We start from the raw sequence: 19,303 nt of genomic DNA, 5'->3' as shown, positions 1-19,303 counted from the left end.
TTCGGTGCTGTTCTTTTCGTGTGGGAAGTTGGAGTGGATTGGTTTATTCGTGGGTCAGTGGTTCTTTGCTGGTTTCACGGGAGAGTGCGACGGCGATCAGGGAGATGACTGCGGCCGCGACCAGGTAGAAGGCTGGAGCCAGGTCGTTGCCTGTGGCGGCGATCAGGAGCGTGGCCATGAAGGGTGCGGTTCCGCCGAAGAGCGCGTTCGAGAGGTTGAAGCTGACCGCGAACCCGCTGTAGCGAACACGTGTGGGGAACATTTCTGCCAGGAAGCTGGGGAGCGTGCCGTCATTGAGGGTGAGCATGGCGCCCAGCAGGATCTGGACGAGGACGATGACCAGGAAGCTTCCGGTTCCCAGCAGGGCGAAGGCCGGAACGGTCAGCAGGATGAAGCTGATGGATGCGGCGATGAGCACCTTCTTGCGGCCGTAGCGGTCCGAGAGCATTCCGGTCAGGAAAATGAACCCGATGTACGTCAGCAGCGCGATGGTGGTTGCGAGGAAGGATTCGGTTGCCCCGAGGCCAAGCTCGGAGGACAGGTAGGTCGGCATGTAGCTGAGGATCACGTAGAATCCGACGGCGTTGAGCAGCACTGCTCCGACAGCCTTCAGCAGCAGCCGCCAATGGTTGCGGAAGAGGCCGAAGACGGGGGCCTTGATGGTCTGGTCCTCTGCTGCGAGCTCGCGGAATACTGGGGTGTCTTCGAGCTTGGTGCGGATGTAGCGTCCGATCAGGCCCATCGGGGCAGCGAGCAGGAACGGCAGACGCCATCCCCAGCTTTGCATTGCGTCGGCGCTGAGCAGGGTGGTCAGGAGACCCGCGAGCAGGGAGCCGAGCAGCAGGCCTGCGGCGGTACTGGCGGGCACGACTGCCGCGTACAGGCCGCGCTTGTTGGCCGGAGCGTACTCCACCAGGAACGCGGACGCGCCGGCATATTCCCCGGAGGCGGAGAAGCCCTGGGCGACGCGGATGATCAGGAGCAAGATCGGAGCCCAGATGCCGATCGTGTCGTAGCCGGGTATCAGGGCTATGCAGAAGGTCGCTCCGGACATGATCAAGATGGAAAGTGACAGAGCCGTCCGCCGCCCGACCCGGTCGCCGATGTGGCCCCACACGAAGCCTCCGAGAGGCCGAACCAGGAACGAGATCGCGAACAGGGCGAACGTCAGCAGAAGTCCGGTCTTCGGGTCGGACTCTGGGAAAAAGACTGCCGCGATTGTGACGGCCAGGTAGCCGTACACGGCGTAGTCGAACCACTCGACAAAGTTGCCGATGAAGCTGGCAGCAACCACTCGCCGTCGAGTGTCTCTGCTGACTTCAGGGCTTCCGCCCGGGCCGGATATGCCGGACACCACGGTGCGGGAATCAGCGTAGGTGCTGTGCGCGGTTGCCCCTGCCGTTGGATTTTGTTCGTTACTCATATGTCCACCAATGAAAATTTGGGGTTGCATTGAACGCAACGCTGTTGCATCAGAGTATGCGTGAGCTAAAGCACAGTCAAGGGTATTTTGTACGCAGCGACAGAAATCTGCTTACAGGAACCTACGGAAGAAAAGTGATTGACGCAACACCTCCTACGATCTAAGGTTGCATTCAACGCAACACTGTTGCATTTGTCTATCTGTTTCCTTGAACCGAAAGAGGCCGTCATGACGGGCACCCTGAATGAACCCCTGGCCAGCGTCGACGCCGACGTTGCCCGGGCCATTGACCGCGAGCTGGACCGCCAGCAGTCCACGCTCGAGATGATCGCGTCCGAGAATTTCGCCCCTGCCTCGGTCATGGAGGCGCAGGGCTCGGTCCTGACGAACAAGTACGCCGAGGGTTACCCGGGCAAGCGCTACTATGGCGGCTGCGAGCACGTTGACGTGATCGAACAGCTCGCGATCGACCGGATCAAGGCCCTGTTCGGCGCGGAGGCTGCGAACGTTCAGCCCCATTCGGGTGCGCAGGCCAACGCGGCCGCCATGTTTGCGCTGCTGGAACCGGGCGACACGATCATGGGGCTCTCGCTGGCGCACGGCGGGCACCTGACCCACGGGATGCGCATCAACTTCTCCGGCAAGCTCTACAACGTCGTCCCCTACCATGTGCGCGAATCGGACATGACCGTGGACATGGCCGAAGTCGAGGCCCTGGCCCTCGAGCACCGCCCCAAAATGATCGTGGCCGGCTGGTCCGCGTACACGCGCCAGCTCGATTTTGCGGAGTTCCGCCGGATCTCCGACGCCGTCGGGGCGTACCTGATGGTGGACATGGCCCACTTCGCCGGCCTGGTCGCCGCCGGACTGCACCCGAATCCGGTGCCCTTTGCCGACGTCGTCACCACCACCACGCACAAGACCCTCGGCGGCCCGCGCGGCGGCGTGATCCTAAGCCGTGAGTCTCTGGCGCGCAAGATTAACTCCGCCGTTTTTCCCGGCCAGCAGGGCGGGCCGCTGGAACACGTCATCGCCGCCAAGGCGGTGTCGTTCAAGATCGCCGCAAGCGATGAGTTCAAGGACCGGCAGCAGCGCACCCTGGAAGGGGCCAAGATCCTGGCCGAGCGCCTGCTCGCACCGGACGTCGCCGAATATGGGATCTCCGTCGTGGGCGGCGGCACCGACGTGCACCTGGTCCTGGTGGACCTGCGCAACTCGGCGCTGGACGGGCAGCAGGGCGAGGACCGCCTGCACCGCATCGGCATCACCGTGAACCGCAACGCCGTCCCGTTCGACCCTCGCCCGCCGATGGTCTCCTCCGGGCTGCGGATCGGCACCCCGGCCTTGGCCACGCGCGGCTTCGGCCCGGCCGAATTCACCGAGGTTGCCGACATCATCGCCGAGGCCATTAAGGGCGAGCTCAGCGACGAGTCGGCTGTGCTGCTCCGCGACCGGGTCGCGGTCCTTGCCGAGAAATTTCCGCTTTACCCGAATCTTTCCGGAACTGCCGGAACCGCCCCGAACGGAGTTGCATAATGAGCACTGAACAGCTTCCGGAGCACCCGGAATTCCTCTGGCGCAACCCGGAGCCCAAGTCCTCCTACGACGCGGTGATTGTGGGCGGCGGCGGGCACGGTCTCGCCACCGCCTACTACCTGGCCAAGAACCACGGGATGACCAACATCGCCGTCCTGGAAAAGGGCTGGCTCGCCGGCGGCAACATGGCCCGGAACACCACGATCATCCGCTCCAACTACCTCTGGGACGAGAGCGCGGCGATCTACGAGCACGCCCTCAAGCTCTGGGAGATCCTGCCGGAGGAACTCGAGTACGACTTCCTGTTCAGCCAGCGCGGCGTGATGAACCTCGCCCACACCCTGGGCGATGTGCGCGAGAGCATGCGCCGGGTCGGGGCGAACCAGCTCAACGGCGTGGACGCCGAGTGGCTGGACCCGCAGCAGGTCAAGGAACTCTGCCCCATCCTGAACATCAACGACAACATCCGCTACCCGGTCATGGGCGCCACGTACCAGCCCCGCGCCGGCATCGCCAAGCACGACCACGTGGCCTGGGCGTTCGCCCGCAAATGCGATGAACTAGGCGTGGACATCATCCAGAACTGCGAAGTCACAGGCTTCCTGAAGGATGGCAACCGCGTGGTGGGTGTCAAAACCAACCGCGGCACCATCCACACCGAAAAGGTCGGTCTCTGCGCGGCCGGACACAGCTCCGTCCTCGCGGAAATGGCCGGCTTCCGGCTGCCCATCCAGTCCCACCCGCTTCAGGCACTGGTGTCCGAACTCCACGAGCCCGTCCACCCGACCGTGGTCATGTCCAACCACGTCCACGTCTACGTCTCCCAGGCACACAAGGGCGAACTCGTGATGGGCGCCGGCGTCGACTCCTACAACGGCTACGGCCAGCGCGGATCCTTCCACGTGATCGAGCACCAGATGGCAGCCGCCGTCGAACTCTTCCCGATTTTCGCCCGGGCCCATGTGCTCCGGACCTGGGGCGGGATCGTGGACACCACCCTGGACGCCTCCCCGATCGTCGGCACCACCCCGGTGGAGAACATGTTCGTCAACTGCGGCTGGGGTACCGGCGGCTTCAAGGGCACCCCGGCGGCCGGGCTGACGTTCGCGCACACCATCGCCACCGGTACCCCGCACACCCTCAACAAAGCCTTTGCCCTGGAGCGCTTCGAAACCGGCGCCCTGATCGATGAACACGGCGCCGCCGCCGTGGCCCACTAGAAAGAGGTACGGACATGCTCCTCATTTCATGCCCCAACTGCGGCCCCCGGGACGAGACCGAATTCCACTACGGCGGCCAGGCCCACGTCCCGTACCCGGAGAACCCGAACGCCCTGAATGACAAGGAATGGGCCCAGTTCCTGTTCTACCGCGACAACACCAAAGGCATTTTCGCCGAACGCTGGCTGCACAGCACCGGCTGCCGCCAGTGGTTCAACATGCTGCGCGACACGCTCACCTACGACATCCAGGCCATCTACCCGATGGGCACGCCCCGGCCCGATGTGACGGTCCCGGCCGCCGCCGAATCCGGCACTGCCAGCACCGCTGCTGACAGCACCACAACCGGGGACTCCGCGCCCAGCATCTCAGCTTCCAGCATCGCCCCGGCCGCAACACCCGCCAGCGCCACCGCCCCGAAGGGAGCAACCAAGTGACTTCCCAGAACGCCCGCCTCGCCGCCGGCGGACGAATCGACCGCACCATCTCCTGGCGTTTCACCGTGGACGGCGAGGAATTCACGGGCCACCCCGGCGACACCCTCGCCTCGGCCCTGATCGCGAACGGCCGGATCGCCGCCGGCAACTCCCTCTACGAGGACCGGGCCCGGGGCATCATGTCGGCAGGCGTGGAGGAATCCAACGCGATGGTCAAGATCGCGCCACGCTTCCCCGGCGACGTGGCCGAGTCCATGCTTCCCGCCACCACGGTCACCCTGGTGGACGGCCTAAAGGCAGAACTCCTCAACGGCCTGGGCAAGCTGGACCCGGAGGAGGACCGCGCCGAGTACGACAAGAAGTACGTTCACACCGACGTCCTGGTGATCGGTGGCGGCCCCGCCGGCCTCGCCGCAGCCCGCGAGGCGGTCCGCACCGGCGCCCGCGTGATCCTCATGGACGACCAGCCCGAACTGGGCGGATCCCTTCTTTCCGGCTCCACCGCACCTGAGCTGGCTGAGATCATCGAAGGCAAGCCGGCCCTGGAATGGGTAGCGGATGTGGAAGCGGAACTCGTCTCGGGGGCCGAAAGCACCGTCCTGAACAGGACATCCGCCTTCGGCGCCTACGACGCCAACTACGTCATCGCCGTCCAGAGCCGCACCGACCACCTCTCCAGCCCGGCCGCCCCCGGCGTTTCCCGGCAGCGGATCTGGCACGTGCGCGCCAACCAGGTGGTGGTTGCCCAAGGCGCCCACGAACGCCCGCTGGTCTTCGAGAACAACGACCGCCCCGGCATCATGCTCGCCTCGGCCGTCCGCAGCTATCTCAACCGCTACGCCGTCGCGGCCGGGCAGCGCGTTGTCATCAGCACCACCAATGACAGCGCCTACGCCCTGGCTGCAGACCTGCAGGCCGCCGGCGTCAAGGTCGCCGCCATCGTCGACGCCCGTGCCAAGCTCACGGACGTTGCTGCGGCCGCCGTCGAAGCAGGCACCCGGGTGCTGATCGGCAGCGCCGTTGCCAACACCACCGCCTCGGACTCCGGCGACGGCCGGCTCAACGCCGTCACCGTCCGCAGCATCAACGAAGACGGCGATCTCACCTCCGGCGTCGAAGAGGTCCCCTGCGATCTGCTGGCCGTTTCCGGTGGCTGGAGCCCGCTCGTCCACCTCCACTCCCAGCGGCAGGGCAAGCTGCGTTGGGACGACGAGCTCGCCGCTTTCGTGCCGAGCACCGTGGTCCCGAACCAGCAGACCATCGGCTCCGGCCGGGGCAGCTTCGAACTCGCGGAGTGCGTGGCCGAGGGCATCTCAGCCGGAGCATCGGCAGCCGCCGCCGCAGGCTTCAGCCCTGAAAATGCTGGCGCAGTCGTCGATCCGCTGGTCTTTTCGGAACCGAAAGCCTCCGCCCCGACCCGGCAGCTGTGGCTGGTCCCGGGCCAGGAAGGCACGCCGGATGACTGGCACCACCACTTCGTGGACTTCCAGCGTGACCAGTCTGTAGCCGACGTGCTGCGTTCCACCGGAGCCGGCATGCGGTCCGTGGAACACATCAAGCGCTACACCTCGATCAGCACCGCCAACGACCAGGGCAAGACCTCCGGCGTCAACGCGATCGGCGTCATCGCCGCCGCGCTCCGCCAGGCAGGGGAAGCATCGCGCGGAATCGGCGACATCGGCACCACCACCTACCGGGCACCGTTCACCCCGGTGGCGTTCGCGGCTCTCGCCGGACGCCAGCGCGGTGAACTGTTCGACCCCGCCCGCGTCACCTCCATCCACCCGTGGCACGTCGCCCAGGGTGCCCTGTTCGAGGACGTCGGGCAGTGGAAGCGCCCCTGGTACTACCCGCAGGCCGGGGAGGACATGGACGCCGCAGTGCTGCGCGAATGCGCTGCCGTCCGCGACTCCGTAGGCTTTATGGACGCCACCACGCTGGGCAAGATCGAAATCCGCGGCAAGGACGCCGGGGAGTTCCTCAACCGGATCTACACCAACGCGTTCAAGAAGCTCGCCCCGGGTTCCGCCCGCTACGGCGTGATGTGCATGGCAGACGGCATGATTTTCGACGACGGCGTGACCCTGCGCCTCGACGAGGATCGCTACTTCATGACAACCACCACCGGCGGCGCCGCGAAGGTCCTCGACTGGCTGGAGGAATGGCTGCAGACCGAATGGCCGGACCTGGACGTGCACTGCACCTCGGTGACCGAACAGTGGTCCACCATCGCCGTCGTCGGACCCAAATCCCGGGCCGTCGTGGCGAAGCTGGCTCCTGAACTGGCGGCCAACGGCGGCCTGGACGCCGAGGCGTTCCCGTTCATGACGTTCAAGGAAACCACCCTCGCCTCCGGCGTCCGGGCCCGGATCTGCCGGATCTCGTTCTCCGGCGAACTGGCCTACGAAATCAACATCCCATCCTGGTACGGGCTGAACACCTGGGAAGCCGTGGCCGCGGCCGGCGCGGAGTTCAACATCACCCCGTACGGCACCGAAACCATGCACGTCCTGCGCGCGGAGAAGGGCTACCCGATCGTCGGGCAGGACACCGACGGGACCGTCACCCCGCAGGATGCCGGCATGGAGTGGGTGGTCTCCAAGGTCAAGGACTTCATCGGCAAGCGCTCCTACACTCGGAAGGATGCCGCCCGCACCGACCGGAAGCACCTGGTCAGCGTCCTTCCTGTGGACGGCACGATCCGGCTCCCCGAAGGCACCCAGCTTGTGGAGCAGGGCATCACCGTCAACCCCGCCTACGGTCCGGTCCCCATGCAGGGATTCGTGACCTCGAGCTACCACAGCGCCGCCCTGGGCAGGTCGTTTGCCCTGGCCCTGATCAAGAACGGCCGCAACCGCATCGGTGAGACCCTCGTGGCTGCCGTCGGCGACCAGCTGGTGGACGTTGTTGTCTCAGAAACCGTACTTTTTGACTCTGAAGGGACCCGCAAAGATGGCTAATACAGCAGCACTGACAGGCATCAATGGACTCCGGGACATTCGCCGCAGCCCCGCCTACCACCTGACCGAAGCGCTGGCGGCCGGCTCCGTCCCGGGCAAGGTGGTCCTCAACGAAGGTCCGTTCCAGACGATGGCCGGAGTTCGCGTGGACCCCCGTTCCGAGGCCGGATCACGGATCGCAGCCGTGACCGGCGGGCTGCCGGCACACTGCGGCGAAGTGACCGGCACGGACAGCATCAGCGTCCTCTGGCTCGGACCGTCCGAGTTCATGGCAGTGGCACCGGAAGCTGCCCACGATTCCCTGGGCGGCAACCTCATCGGCTCCCTCATGGAAGCACTTGGCGACGCCCCGGGCCAGGTGGTGGACCTCTCCGCCAACCGCACCACGTTCGAGCTCTCAGGCCCGCGCGCCCGGGCCGTCCTGGAAAAAGGCTGCGCCCTGGACCTGCACCCCCGCAGCTTCACCCCGGGAACGGCGCTGACCACCGAAGTCGGCAACATCCCCGTGGTGCTGCAGAAGACCGCAGAGAACAGCTTCCGGCTCTTCCCCCGGGCCTCGTTCGCGGAGTTCCTGGGCCGCTGGCTTCTTGACGCGATGCGCGAGTACGCGTCCCCCGAGGTCCCCTGATGGCGCTCAGCGTCCTGGACCTGTTTTCTGTTGGCATCGGGCCGTCCTCCTCCCACACGGTCGGCCCGATGCGGGCAGCCAAACGGTTCGCCGACGGACTCAAGAGCGACGGACAGCTGAGCGCCACCACGAGGGTCCAGGCCGAACTTTTCGGCTCCCTCGGTGCCACCGGCCGGGGCCACGGCTCTGACAAGGCCGTGGTCCTGGGCCTCCAGGGCCAGGACCCGGACACGGTGGACACCGCCACCGCGGACGACCAGGTCGCCGCCGCCGCCCTCGACGCCGAAATCCGGATCGGCGGGGAACACAGGGTGGACTTCAACTGGGACGAGGACGTGGTGCTGCACCGCCGCAAATCCCTCCCGGCCCACCCCAACGGCATGACCTTCCGCGCCCTGGACCACACCGGTACGGTCCTCAGCGAACGGAGCTATTACTCCATCGGGGGCGGATTCGTCGTCGACGGCACCGCCCAGGGCGCTGACCAGGTCGTGGCCGACGACACGGTGCTGCCCTACCCCTTCACGACAGGCGACGAACTCCTGGAAATCTGCGCCCGCGAGAACATGTCCATCGCCGACGTGATGCTCGCCAACGAACTCACTTGGCGCAGCGAAGCCGAACTCCGGGACAGGCTCCTGGCCCTGTGGGCGGTCATGCGCCAGTGCGTCGAGAACGGCTGCGCCGCCGAGGGAATCCTGCCCGGCGGGCTGAACGTCAAACGCCGTGCCCCGGCATTGTTCCGGACGCTGGCAGCATTCGCCGTCAACGCCGAAGCCGAAGCGAGGAATTCGTCCCCGGTCCAGGTGCCCGCGGACCCGCTGCTCGCCATGGAATGGGTGAACCTGTTCGCCCTCGCCGTCAACGAGGAAAACGCCGCAGGCGGGCGGATCGTCACCGCCCCCACCAACGGCGCCGCTGGGATCGTGCCGGCCGTCCTGCACTACTACGTCAAGTTCGTCCCCGGAGCCAACGACGACGGCGTCATCCGCTTCCTGCTCACAGCCGCCGCCGTCGGAATCCTGTTCAAGATCAACGCCTCCATCTCCGGCGCGGAGGTCGGCTGCCAGGGGGAAGTCGGCTCGGCCTGCTCCATGGCCGCAGCCGGACTGTGCGAAGTCCTGGGCGGCACCCCGGAACAGGTGGAAAACGCCGCCGAAGTCGGGATCGAGCACAACCTCGGCCTGACCTGCGACCCCGTCGGCGGTCTGGTGCAGATCCCCTGCATCGAACGCAACGCCATCGCCAGCGTCAAGGCCATCAACGCCGCCCGCCTGTGCCTTCACGGCGACGGCAGCCACAAAGTGTCGCTGGACAAAGCCATCAAAACCATGCGCGAAACAGGAGCGGACATGAAAACCAAGTACAAGGAAACCTCCCGCGGAGGCCTCGCCGTGAACGTCATCGAATGTTGAGCCATGATGGCCACTTAGTCGGGATCCCGCCGCGGCAAGGGGCAGGCGTTCGGCGTGCAGGGAACCATGCAGTTCCACGTGCGGTGGTGCCAAACGAGCGGCGGCGCCGTTTCCGGGATGCCGCTTCGGATCAACAACTTTGCGAGGATGCCTCATGACCGCTCTGCACTCCATTCCCCTTACCCTTATCGACGGAACGGACGCTGACTTCGGCCGCTTCAAGGGGGAGGTGGTACTGGTGGTGAACGTCGCGTCCCATTGCGGACACACGCCGCAGTACGCAGGACTAGAGGCGCTGCACAACAAGTTCCGGGAGCAGGGATTCGCGGTGCTGGGGATCCCGTGCCATCAGTTTGCCGGGCAGGAGCCGGGGGCCGACGCCGAGATCGCCGAGTTCTGCGAACGCAACTTCGGTGTGACGTTCCCGATGACTGCCAAGGCAGACGTCCATGGCGAAGACCAGCACCCGCTCTACGCGGAACTAACCAAGTTCAGAAATCCCGATCTTCCGGAGCAGGTGCAGTGGAATTTCGAGAAGTTTCTAGTGAACCGCGACGGTGGGGTTGTAGCGCGCTTTGCCTCGACGATGGCTCCTGAATCACCCGAAGTCATTGGCGCCGTGCAGGGGGCCCTCGCATGACACGGATTGACTCCGCACCATCGCCAGTGTGAAGGCCATCAACGCCGCCGACCTGTGCCTGCAGGGGTACGGCAGCCACAAAGTATCGCTGGACAAAGCGATCAAGACCATGCGTGAGACAGGAGCGGACATGAAGACCAAGTACAAGGAAACCTCCCGCGGAGGCCTGGCCGTGAACGTGATCGAGTGCTGACCCGTGGATACCTTGAATAGCACGGCCGCTGACTTCGTTCTGACCCTCGATTGCCCGGAGACCCGGGGAATCGTGCACGCTGTGTCCGGATTCCTGCTGGAAGAGGGCTGCGACATCCTGGAGAGCAAGCAATTCGATTCCCAGGACGACGGCCATTTCTTCATGCGGCTCCACTTTGCCTCGTCCGGGGACTCCCCCGGCGGGCCGGCCACCCTCGAATCGCTCCGGGAGGCTTTCGGTCCCGTGGCCGAAAGATTTGGTATGCAGTGGCACCTGCGGGCCGCGGGGACGAAATGCCGGGTCCTGATCATGGTGTCCAAATTCGAGCACTGCCTCAACGACTTGCTGTTCCGCGCCCGCATCGGCGAGCTGCCCATCGATATTGTCGGGGTCGTCTCGAACCATCCGGACCACCGCGGGATCGTGGAATGGCACGGCATCCCCTTCTTCCACGTGCCCGTCACGGCAGACACCAAGCCGGCGGCCGAGGAGAGCCTGATGGAACTCGTCGACCGGTTGGATGTCGAACTCGTGGTTCTGGCGCGTTACATGCAGGTCCTCAGCGACGATCTCACCCGCCGCCTGGACGGCCGGGCCATCAACATCCACCACTCCTTCCTGCCCAGCTTCAAGGGCGCCAAGCCCTACCATCAGGCACACGCCCGCGGCGTGAAGACCGTCGGCGCCACCGCCCACTACGTCAACGCGGAGCTCGACGAGGGCCCGATCATCTCCCAGCAGGTGGTGGAGGTAGACCACACCTACACCGCCGAGGACCTCGTCGCCGCCGGACGGGACACCGAGCGCAAAGCACTCTCCAACGCCGTCCGCTGGCACTGCGAGGGACGCGTCTTCCTCCAGGGCAACCGGACCGTCGTCCTGAAATAGCTACGCGTCCACCGGCACGTCGGTCGATAGCCGTCTCATGCTGGCTTCTGTCACCACCACAACAACGAAAGAGACATCCAGTGAATCAGCCACTTCCCCGGGTTACGGGCAGCAACCGAGTCAAGCGCGGCATGGCGGAGATGCTCAAGGGCGGCGTCATCATGGACGTCGTCAACGTCGAGCAGGCCCTCATTGCCGAGGATGCCGGAGCCGTTGCAGTCATGGCGCTGGAACGCGTTCCGGCCGACATCCGCGCCCAGGGCGGCGTGTCCCGCATGTCCGATCCGGACATGATTGAGGCGATCATCGGCGCAGTGTCCATCCCGGTCATGGCGAAGGTCCGGATCGGCCACTTCGTCGAAGCCCAGGTCATCCAGACCCTCGGCGTGGACTACATCGACGAGTCCGAGGTCCTCACCCCGGCCGACTACGCGAACCACATCGACAAGTGGAACTTCAAGGTTCCCTTCGTCTGCGGCGCCACCAACCTCGGCGAGGCCCTGCGCCGCATCAACGAGGGCGCGGCCATGATCCGATCCAAGGGTGAAGCCGGCACCGGCGACGTCTCCAACGCCACCACCCACATGCGCCAGATCCGTTCGGAAATCAAGAAGCTTGCCGGCATGGCCGAGGACGAGCTCTACGTCGCCGCCAAGGAACTGCAGGCCCCGTACGAACTGGTCAAGGAAGTGGCCGCCGCTGGCAAGCTTCCGGTGGTGCTGTTCACCGCCGGCGGCATCGCCACGCCGGCCGATGCCGCGATGATGATGCAGCTCGGCGCCGACGGCGTCTTCGTCGGCTCCGGTATCTTCAAGTCCGGCAACCCGGCCCAGCGCGCTGCCGCCGTCGTCAGAGCAACCGCGTACTTCGATGACCCGGACGAGATCGCCAAGGCCTCCCGCAGCCTGGGCGAGGCCATGGTCGGCATCAACGTCGAAGAAATCCCGGCCCCGCACCGCCTCGCCGAACGCGGCTGGTGACAGCAACACTCTGAAAGGAACGAACTTGATCATCCGTCATGACGACTGGTCCCACCTGATCGGTGCAACAGTGGAAATCCGGCGCCAAGGACACACCGTCCGCACAGGTCGCGTTGACCACGCCACAAAAGACTCCAACATCCTCTGGCTTGCCCAGGAAGGCAACAACCCGCGGAAAATGATCGACAAAGCCCAAGGCTACGAGGCATGGGCCGTCTCCGCGGTTCCTCGCTGACCTCGGGGATTCTCCGTAATCTTCGTTGTGTCCGTCGCTCGCCAAATCGCCATGAGACTCAGGTGTCACACAGCGGGTGCCAGAAAACCAGAATCGGAACCGGCGCGCTTTTTTGGCGGTACGCCGTGGACAGTCCTACTTCTAGTTGTAGAGCCTCACGTCAGGGAACCAGCCAGCTGGTGCCATCCTTGGTTCCAGATGGTCGGGGTCGCGGTGTTCTTTCATGTCGCAGTTGTAGAACGGGCCCTGTGGGTTCAGCAGGACACCCATGTGGTGGTCCGCGTGATCACGCCACCAAACGCTCATCCCCGTGGCCGGGTCGAGGCGCAGGTGCTCCCAGGAACGCCACAAGGCCGCAACGCGCGAGACGGCTTCGGGGTGGAAATACCACTCGATGCACCACTTCGCGGTCTTACCAGTGACACTGCGGACGAATGTCGGCAGCAGCTGCTCGTGGAGGAACTCTTCAGCCGTGCCGTAGACGAGCTCCGGTGTGTTCTCCGGCTTGCCGTCCTCGCTTGCGCCGGGGTTGGGGGCGGGGGTGTCCGTATCGAACAGTCCGAAATCATCTGCCATGGCTGATTGCTTCCTTACCCGGTGACCCAGGGATTAGCGACCGGGGCGGCGGGCACCGGGACGGGCTCCGGTTCCTCCGGGCGGGGGCTGTACTTCTTCATGGAGGCTTCCACCGCGTCTTTGTGCCGGCCGGTGTACCAGGGCATGGTGCGGACCAGTGTGGCGGGTGCGCCGGAGGCGAGGACGACGGCGCGGCCGCGGTCCAGTTCCGCGAGGTTGGAGACGTCGAAGATGCGTTCCTTGCCTTCCTGGCGGGAGCGGCTGGAGCCGGACTTTCCGGAGGAGACGGAGACGTTGGTGTAGCTGTAGTCCCCGATCAGGTCCGAGAGCGCCCGGAGGAAGCCTTCTTCAGCGACGCCGCCGCCGTAGACCTTGACGTTCGCGGCCGACCAGATCTTCCGCATGTTCGCCTCGCCCCACAGTTCGACGCCCTGGGACCACGACTGCAGGATGCCCATGACGATCAGGCCCTTGGACCCATAGTGGCTGAACTGATCCGGCAGGGCCGCCCAGCGGACGACGTTGGCCAACTCATCGAGGGCGAACAGCGCAGGCTTGGGCAGACGGCCGCCGCTGCGTTCGGCCCGTTCCTCCATCGCCTCGGCGATCGCCACCGTCAACGCTGTGGTGAGCGGGGAAGCGGAGCCGGCCCCTTCCTTGGAGAGGATGTAGATCGTCTCCTGGGAGGCAGCGAAAGCGTGCGGGTTGAACTGCCGGCGGGCATCCGTGGCCACCGTCGCGCCGCCCATCGGGGCCACCCAGCGCAGCGTGTTCCTGGACTTGAGGCACTGGATCATCTTCTCGGCGGTGCCGAAGATACCGTCGCGCTGTTTGTCGGCGAGTTCCAGCGTGGACTCCAGACCCTTGTATTGGAGCTCGTAGTCATTCTCTTTCAGGATGTTGATGGGTTCCCGGTTTACCTGCTCGGTCACCCACAGGTAAACCTGCGTGATGGGAAGCCCACCGAGCGCGGCCGCGAGGAAGTACGAGGAGAGAATGTCCTCGGCTTTAGGGTCGAAGTAGGCATCCGGATTGGAACCCGGGACCCGTGAACCGACTGAAAAGTGCTGCGTGAGCTTGTACGCCTTCTCTTCGTCGGTGACGTAGGACAGCGGGTTCCACCACCATTGCGCTTCCTCCTGCGCGATCTTCTGCGGATCGAACACCCACACCGGGCCCGTGGCCTCGCGGACCCCACGGGTGCCGTCCACCACGTCACGCTTGTTCGACGTGGAGACCACGGCGCCGGGTGCGTCCAGGATGGCAGGCATGACCCGTGAGGTCGACTTACCGGTACGGGGACCCCAGATATCGAGGCTGAGGTCTTCCCAGGACTGAATGAACGTCTGGCCGGTGGAGACCACCTTGCCCACCACGATGCCCGGAGCGTCCGTCACGCCCAGCCGATCCGCCGTCGCTTTCGCGCCCTTCTCGGAGAACGCAGCCAAGGACTTACCCCGCCCCAGGTACCGGGCGGCCTTGTCGACGCGGGCACGCCTGGATGCACCCTTCTTCCAGGCCAGCAGCACGACGATGGCCAGGACCAGGACCACACCGGCCATGACGGCGGCCGCGACGGTGGACTGGACAGGCCACGGCACCCGGCCCTTGACCAGCCCGGAGATCAGATCAATGGGATGTTTGGGCGGCGCGTCGATGCCGGCCATCCAGGATCCCAGGTGGACGGCCGCGTAGGTCCCGCCGCCGACGACGACAATGAAACCAATGGCCATCCAGACCAGCAGGGCATCGCCGAGGCCCATTCCCTTACGGTTAGGTGCACTCACAGCCTGCCTCCCTCAAGGGGTAGGTCAGGGGTCATTGGCTCGAGGAGGGTTTCCGGGATCTCTCTCCATTTCCCCTCGGTGTCGTTGACCCCGTACGGGCCTTGCTCCAAAGATGTCAGTCCCACCAGGACGGGGATCCCGGGCCGGCCACCGACCTTGATCAGGAACTTCCCCCGTCCGGGAGGTTCGACGTCGAGCCCGCGGGAGTCCCACGCGGGCGGGTCCTGCCAGGAAATGAGCTTCTGCTGCTCTTGGCGGGACAGCGGAATGGCCGAGGTCAGCAACGGCATTTCGGAGGCCGGTAGGCCGCCGCAGATCACCATGCCGGAGCGTTCCACGAAGCCGCGGGCTTTCATCCGGTCCTCTTCTGCCGGCAGTGCCAGCAGGTCGGACATGGTGTGGGAAATCATGATCTGCCCGACACCCACGGAGCGGTTCAAACGGGTCAGGGCGTCCACCCGGTCCACCATGCCTTTACCGGCGCGCAGCGCCCGCCACAGCTCATCCAGGACCACGAAGTAGTTCCGGCGCGGTTCCAGTCCGGCGTCCGCGAGGGCGTTGGCGACATTGACCGTGCCGAAACCGTAGGACCAGCACGCGAGCAGAATTGCTGCTTGGAGGTCGGTTTCGGTCTCGTCAATGCTGGAGACATCGAAGACCACGGCGCGGTCGCGCATCATGGGGTTGGTGGTGTGGCGGGAGAAGATTTCTCCGAGCTTCCCGCCTCCGGTCAGGCCCAGCAGGGTTGCTTCCAGCGCCCGGGTTTCCTGCAGGTAGACGTTCATGTCGCCGCGGTCCAGTGCAACTTGGCGCAGCTCATCGGGTGCGGAGATGATCACGTCCAGCAGGTCTTTCAGGACCGGAACGCCGTCGAACCGGTCATCGAGGACCCGCAAGGCCCGGTCCAGGATCGTCTGTTCCTGATCGGTGGGCGGGTTGTTCCGGCTGATCGTGATCAGCGAGACAACCATGGTCAGGCGCCGGCCGTGCGCGTCGGCTCGGACCCGGGCGGCGTCCTCATGGTGGCCGCTGTCCTCGAGCAACTGCGCCGCTTCGACGGCCTGGCCGGGATCGAGGATGTTCAGGTAGCCGACACCGCGGCCGAGCCTGATGACCTGCCCGCCGAGCGCCTGGACCGCTTTGACGTGCTCGCCTTTCAAATCCCCCAGGATCAGGGGGTGGACGCCCTGAGCGGAGAGACCGATGAACATCCGACGCACCACGGTGGACTTCCCCAGCCCCGGCTTGCCCAAGATGAACGCCGACGGATTGGAAATCAGCCGTGCCCGCTGGAACCAGCTGATCGGGTCACAGCAGACCGTGGCCTGCGTTTCCTCGTGGCGGCCGAGCGGGACGCCGATCATGGGCGAGGACGCCCCAGAGGAAAACGGCCACAGCCCGCAAACCTGAACCGTGGTTCCCCGGTATTCCTTCACGGACGGAACGAGCTGGGCCATCCCGCCGCCGCGTCCGGTCCAGCCCCGGGCAGAGGGCCCGGGCTGACGCTGTTCCTTCACAGCCTTCTTCTTCGGCGCAGCCTTGACCGGCGCTGTGACCTTTTTGGCGGGGCGGGTGAAGAGTTTCATGCGGGCCATTACAGGGCATCCTTAATCTCGGACGGCAGCATGCTGTGCTTGGGCAACACCAGCCCCAGCGGCAGCGATGCCGCGAACGCAGTGTCCTGGGCACCGAAGGCGCGGCGCAGCAGCACCCGGGCAGTACCCGAGGTCTGTTCCACGGCCGCGACGGCATCGGGGAGGCGTTCCTTATCGGTCACGGTGGCCGTGACGACCATGCCGAAGTTCACCAGCCCGGCGCCCTGGGCTTCCTCCTGCGCGGTCTGCACGGCGGAGCGGGCGTCGACCAGGGCCCGGGCGGACGGGCGGTTTCCGGAGGTGATGCGGACGTTGGCGTTGTTCTGGTCCCGCTCCACCACGGCCGCGGCACGGGCCGAATCCATCGGGCGGTACAGCAGCGAGATCCGCTTGCGGTCAATGTCCCCGTGCGGGGCCAGCAGCCGGGACAGGACCGAGGAGTTCACCGAACCGCGCGGGGCACCTGTCATGGTCCAGGAAACTGAGAACGCGCTGTCGTGCCGGTAGTCATCCCAGCTCGCCTGCGTCGCGGAGGGTCCAACTTCGCCCCAGGTCAGGGACACCGGGGAGCCGGCGGCGTGCGCTTGATCAATGATCAGGGCGGCGGGCGGATCGTAGGCGATCCGGACGACCTCGCAGAGTTCCTGCGCGGACATCGGACGGGCGATCCCGGCGCCGGTGGACTGCAGCCGGGCCGAAAGGCCGGGGATCCGGGACGAGAGGTCCCGGGCCACATCTTCAGGTGTGCGCTTCTTCGATCCGGTCCGCAGGGAGGCGTTGAAGGACAGGGATACCCAGGCCCGGACCGTGGCCGAACCTTCCGGATACGTGTCGACGACCTCGTTGAGCACGTTCTTGGCAAAATCCGGGGCGTTCGGGTCGATGTTCATGGTGACCTCATTGCGGAGCCGGTAGCCGGAATCCGGTGCGGTCTCGACCGTTACGGCGGCGGCGTCCAGGCCCGCTTCGTCTCCTAGGCCGGCGATCCAGCCGCCCCAGTTCGCCACCCAGGCATCGACCTGTTCCGGGTCCACCAGGGACGCGCCGTCGGGTTCGGTGGAGAAGATCACGGTGTAGTGGCTGGTGGAAGGCACATGCAGCAGGGCGAACGGGCGCTTGTAGGAGTCGGTGAATTCGTACAGGGTGGACTTCGCGGCGAGGCCGGGCAGCTGGTACATGCCCCAGGCCGTCACGCCGAGGGGGCCGGATCGGTAGAGGTTCGTTCCGGAGGACTTGGAGAGACGGAAGCTCATCCGTGTTCCGAAACGGTCAACAACGGACTGGCCGTGCTTGTCCTTGACCGTCAGCAACAGGGCACTGGCCCCGGCCACGGCCAGGACCCCCAGGCCCGGGAGCAGGCCCCAGATCGCGAAGCTGATGATGCCCAGCAACAACCCGGCCATGACAATGCCGGTGCCGATCGCGCCGAGATTACCCAGCCCGGCAGAGCGCGGGACGCGCCAGTTGCCGTAGGACGGTTCCTTGTATTCGGTATTAATTGCTGCCACTGGGGCCCTCCCCGGTTGAATCCTGCGCGGTCTGTTGTGCGGCCCGGGAAACCCTGGACGCTGCTTGTGCTCCTACGGCGACGGCCATGCCGGCCGGGCCGGCGGCTGACGCTGCACCCGAGGCGGCGCCTGCGCTGCCTGCGGCTGCTCCTGCTCCTGCTCCTGCTCCTGCGCCGGTAGTGCCTGCTGCGCCGGCTGTGGCGGCGCTGGTGGCCCCGCCCGGACCGGTCGCCCCGGGTGTCGGCTGGCCGCCATTGCCCCGGGGTCCGGTTGTTCCAGCGCTGCCCTTCGGAGATGAGCCTGACTGGTTGTTTTGTGTACTGGCCGGTGTCGGGGATGCATTGCCTTTACCGCTTCCGCTGCGGCCCATGGATACGGCACCCGTGGCCATGGCCCCCACGGCGGCTCCTGCCCCTGCCCCCCCGCCGGAGGCGACGGCACCGACCATCGGCGTGACGAACCGCATCAGCGCCGGCAAAGCGAACAGAGCGACGATCATCAACGTGAAACCCGTGATGGACGTGATCAACGAATCCTTCCCGCTGTTGCTACCCATGAGCAGGAATGCGACCGAATAGACGATGGCTGCGGCAGGTTTGTAGAGGATGAACGCGATAGTCCAGCCAACTGCTTTCTGGAACCACTGCCGCCCCATCTCGGTGTTGGTGAAGGCCGCGGTGGTAGGCAGGATGCCCGCCAGAATCACCAGCATGCCGCTGCGGACCACCATCAAAACGACCTGGACGAGGGAGGCAATCAGACCGATCAACCCCAGAACGATGAGGATAAAAACCCCGACACCCGATTGATTGGCCAGCACGAGAATTTTCATGGATTCGGCAAAGCCCTTGCCGTCCGTGGAACGCTTGATGATCTCGGCCGAGAAAGCATCCGCGGCGATCACCAGGATCGAGATGACCCCCAGGCCAAGCCCCGTGACCAGACCCAGCGTGATCAGGGACCGGAGCAGATCCTTGAGAGGTGCTCCGCGTTGTTCCCAGATCATCCGGATGCCACCGAGAATGACCGCGAGGACAGCCAGCGTCAGAGTCCAGACCATCAATTCGCTGTTCACCACGGAGACGACGGGACTCGGCGTCGCACCGTCAGAGCTGGCCAGGTTCACCGTGGGCATGGACACCCAGAAAGTCGACAGAGTCGTCACCATCTGGCTCATGCCCTCCATGATCGACTTCGCCAGGTTTGTTATGGCGTCGTCAACTGCTCCGGCTGCGATGTTCCCCGCGACGCACGTCAGCTCCCCCCATTTGCACTCAGCCAT

The 19,303-nt window shown here is 65.5% G+C and carries 16 protein-coding genes and 1 pseudogene; 11 read left to right on the top strand and 6 right to left on the bottom strand.

What is annotated here, in order from left to right; genetic code table 11:
* Positions 1-43: 43 nt before the first annotated feature.
* Positions 44-1,423 carry an MFS transporter gene (locus QK291_RS17040; protein WP_282383919.1) on the bottom strand — a complete coding sequence of 460 codons (1,380 nt, stop codon included), beginning with the start codon at positions 1,421-1,423 and terminating at the stop codon, positions 44-46.
* 228 nt (positions 1,424-1,651) lie between these two features.
* Here QK291_RS17040 and glyA point away from each other — a divergent pair, with 228 nt between their 5' ends.
* The 11 genes and pseudogenes from glyA (at position 1,652) to QK291_RS16985 (ending at position 12,555) form a co-directional block, all read left to right on the top strand.
* The gene (glyA, locus tag QK291_RS17035) at positions 1,652-2,959 is read left to right on the top strand and encodes a serine hydroxymethyltransferase (RefSeq protein WP_282383918.1); all 1,308 of its coding nucleotides are present in this window, start codon (positions 1,652-1,654) and stop codon (positions 2,957-2,959) included.
* A complete protein-coding gene (locus QK291_RS17030; protein ID WP_282383917.1) occupies positions 2,959-4,179 on the top strand; it encodes a sarcosine oxidase subunit beta family protein in 1,221 nt (406 codons plus the stop codon). The genes glyA and QK291_RS17030 overlap by 1 nt, the downstream gene beginning before the upstream one ends.
* A gap of 14 nt (positions 4,180-4,193) precedes the next feature.
* A complete protein-coding gene (locus tag QK291_RS17025; protein ID WP_282383916.1) occupies positions 4,194-4,616 on the top strand; it encodes a sarcosine oxidase subunit delta in 423 nt (140 codons plus the stop codon).
* A complete protein-coding gene (locus QK291_RS17020; RefSeq protein ID WP_282383915.1) occupies positions 4,613-7,576 on the top strand; it encodes a 2Fe-2S iron-sulfur cluster-binding protein in 2,964 nt (987 codons plus the stop codon). The genes QK291_RS17025 and QK291_RS17020 overlap by 4 nt, the downstream gene beginning before the upstream one ends.
* Positions 7,569-8,204, top strand: coding sequence for a sarcosine oxidase subunit gamma family protein (locus QK291_RS17015; RefSeq protein WP_282383914.1), 636 nt, complete (start codon positions 7,569-7,571; stop codon positions 8,202-8,204). The genes QK291_RS17020 and QK291_RS17015 overlap by 8 nt, the downstream gene beginning before the upstream one ends.
* Positions 8,204-9,619: an L-serine ammonia-lyase gene (locus tag QK291_RS17010; RefSeq protein WP_282383913.1), complete on the top strand. Its 1,416-nt coding sequence runs from the start codon at positions 8,204-8,206 to the stop codon at positions 9,617-9,619. The genes QK291_RS17015 and QK291_RS17010 overlap by 1 nt, the downstream gene beginning before the upstream one ends.
* A 154-nt stretch (positions 9,620-9,773) precedes the next feature.
* Complete coding sequence (locus tag QK291_RS17005) at positions 9,774-10,259, top strand: glutathione peroxidase (RefSeq protein WP_282383912.1); 486 nt, start codon at positions 9,774-9,776, stop codon at positions 10,257-10,259.
* A 19-nt stretch (positions 10,260-10,278) separates the two neighbouring features.
* A pseudogene (locus QK291_RS17000) lies at positions 10,279-10,452 on the top strand (L-serine ammonia-lyase, iron-sulfur-dependent, subunit alpha); the annotation flags it as partial.
* A gap of 3 nt (positions 10,453-10,455) precedes the next feature.
* Positions 10,456-11,340 carry a formyltetrahydrofolate deformylase gene (purU, locus tag QK291_RS16995; RefSeq protein WP_282383911.1) on the top strand — a complete coding sequence of 295 codons (885 nt, stop codon included), beginning with the start codon at positions 10,456-10,458 and terminating at the stop codon, positions 11,338-11,340.
* A gap of 80 nt (positions 11,341-11,420) precedes the next feature.
* A complete protein-coding gene (gene pdxS / locus QK291_RS16990) occupies positions 11,421-12,320 on the top strand; it encodes a pyridoxal 5'-phosphate synthase lyase subunit PdxS (protein WP_282383910.1) in 900 nt (299 codons plus the stop codon).
* A gap of 25 nt (positions 12,321-12,345) precedes the next feature.
* Positions 12,346-12,555, top strand: a complete 210-nt coding sequence (locus QK291_RS16985; protein WP_282383909.1) for a hypothetical protein — start codon at positions 12,346-12,348, stop codon at positions 12,553-12,555.
* A gap of 141 nt (positions 12,556-12,696) precedes the next feature.
* On the opposite strand, the gene QK291_RS16980 is transcribed toward QK291_RS16985, so the two are convergent.
* From QK291_RS16980 to QK291_RS16960, 5 genes are read right to left on the bottom strand one after another with little or no spacing between them, the layout of a single operon-like run.
* Positions 12,697-13,131 carry a DUF4913 domain-containing protein gene (locus QK291_RS16980; RefSeq protein WP_282383907.1) on the bottom strand — a complete coding sequence of 145 codons (435 nt, stop codon included), beginning with the start codon at positions 13,129-13,131 and terminating at the stop codon, positions 12,697-12,699.
* Positions 13,132-13,145: 14 nt separating this feature from the next.
* Positions 13,146-14,918, bottom strand: coding sequence for a type IV secretory system conjugative DNA transfer family protein (locus QK291_RS16975; RefSeq protein WP_282383905.1), 1,773 nt, complete (start codon positions 14,916-14,918; stop codon positions 13,146-13,148).
* Positions 14,915-16,513 (bottom strand): ATP/GTP-binding protein, encoded by a 1,599-nt coding sequence (locus QK291_RS16970; protein WP_282383903.1) that lies wholly within the window; start codon positions 16,511-16,513, stop codon positions 14,915-14,917. The genes QK291_RS16975 and QK291_RS16970 overlap by 4 nt, the downstream gene beginning before the upstream one ends.
* Complete coding sequence (locus QK291_RS16965) at positions 16,513-18,021, bottom strand: SCO6880 family protein (RefSeq protein ID WP_282383902.1); 1,509 nt, start codon at positions 18,019-18,021, stop codon at positions 16,513-16,515. Before QK291_RS16965 ends, QK291_RS16970 begins: the two co-directional genes overlap by 1 nt.
* Complete coding sequence (locus tag QK291_RS16960; protein WP_282383901.1) at positions 18,008-19,303, bottom strand: hypothetical protein; 1,296 nt, start codon at positions 19,301-19,303, stop codon at positions 18,008-18,010. The genes QK291_RS16965 and QK291_RS16960 overlap by 14 nt, the downstream gene beginning before the upstream one ends.

It is taken from the genome of Arthrobacter sp. AL12, assembly GCF_029960645.1.
In the GTDB taxonomy this organism is placed as follows: Bacteria; Actinomycetota; Actinomycetes; order Actinomycetales; family Micrococcaceae; genus Arthrobacter.
The sequence above is the reverse complement of the archived record's forward strand: the minus strand, read 5'-3'. Positions and strand labels throughout refer to the sequence as shown.

What these genes read in the sequence shown, in the direction of transcription:
- QK291_RS17040 (WP_282383919.1), bottom strand. Translation starts at nt 1,423, where the DNA reads ATGAGTAACGAACAAAATCCAACGGCAGGGGCAACCGCGCACAGCACC.
- glyA (WP_282383918.1), top strand. Translation starts at nt 1,652, where the DNA reads ATGACGGGCACCCTGAATGAACCCCTGGCCAGCGTCGACGCCGACGTT.
- QK291_RS17030 (WP_282383917.1), top strand. Translation starts at nt 2,959, where the DNA reads ATGAGCACTGAACAGCTTCCGGAGCACCCGGAATTCCTCTGGCGCAAC.
- QK291_RS17025 (WP_282383916.1), top strand. Translation starts at nt 4,194, where the DNA reads ATGCTCCTCATTTCATGCCCCAACTGCGGCCCCCGGGACGAGACCGAA.
- QK291_RS17015 (WP_282383914.1), top strand. Translation starts at nt 7,569, where the DNA reads ATGGCTAATACAGCAGCACTGACAGGCATCAATGGACTCCGGGACATT.
- QK291_RS17010 (WP_282383913.1), top strand. Translation starts at nt 8,204, where the DNA reads ATGGCGCTCAGCGTCCTGGACCTGTTTTCTGTTGGCATCGGGCCGTCC.
- QK291_RS17005 (WP_282383912.1), top strand. Translation starts at nt 9,774, where the DNA reads ATGACCGCTCTGCACTCCATTCCCCTTACCCTTATCGACGGAACGGAC.
- QK291_RS16980 (WP_282383907.1), bottom strand. Translation starts at nt 13,131, where the DNA reads ATGGCAGATGATTTCGGACTGTTCGATACGGACACCCCCGCCCCCAAC.
- QK291_RS16970 (WP_282383903.1), bottom strand. Translation starts at nt 16,513, where the DNA reads ATGGCCCGCATGAAACTCTTCACCCGCCCCGCCAAAAAGGTCACAGCG.
- QK291_RS16960 (WP_282383901.1), bottom strand. Translation starts at nt 19,303, where the DNA reads ATGGCTGAGTGCAAATGGGGGGAGCTGACGTGCGTCGCGGGGAACATC.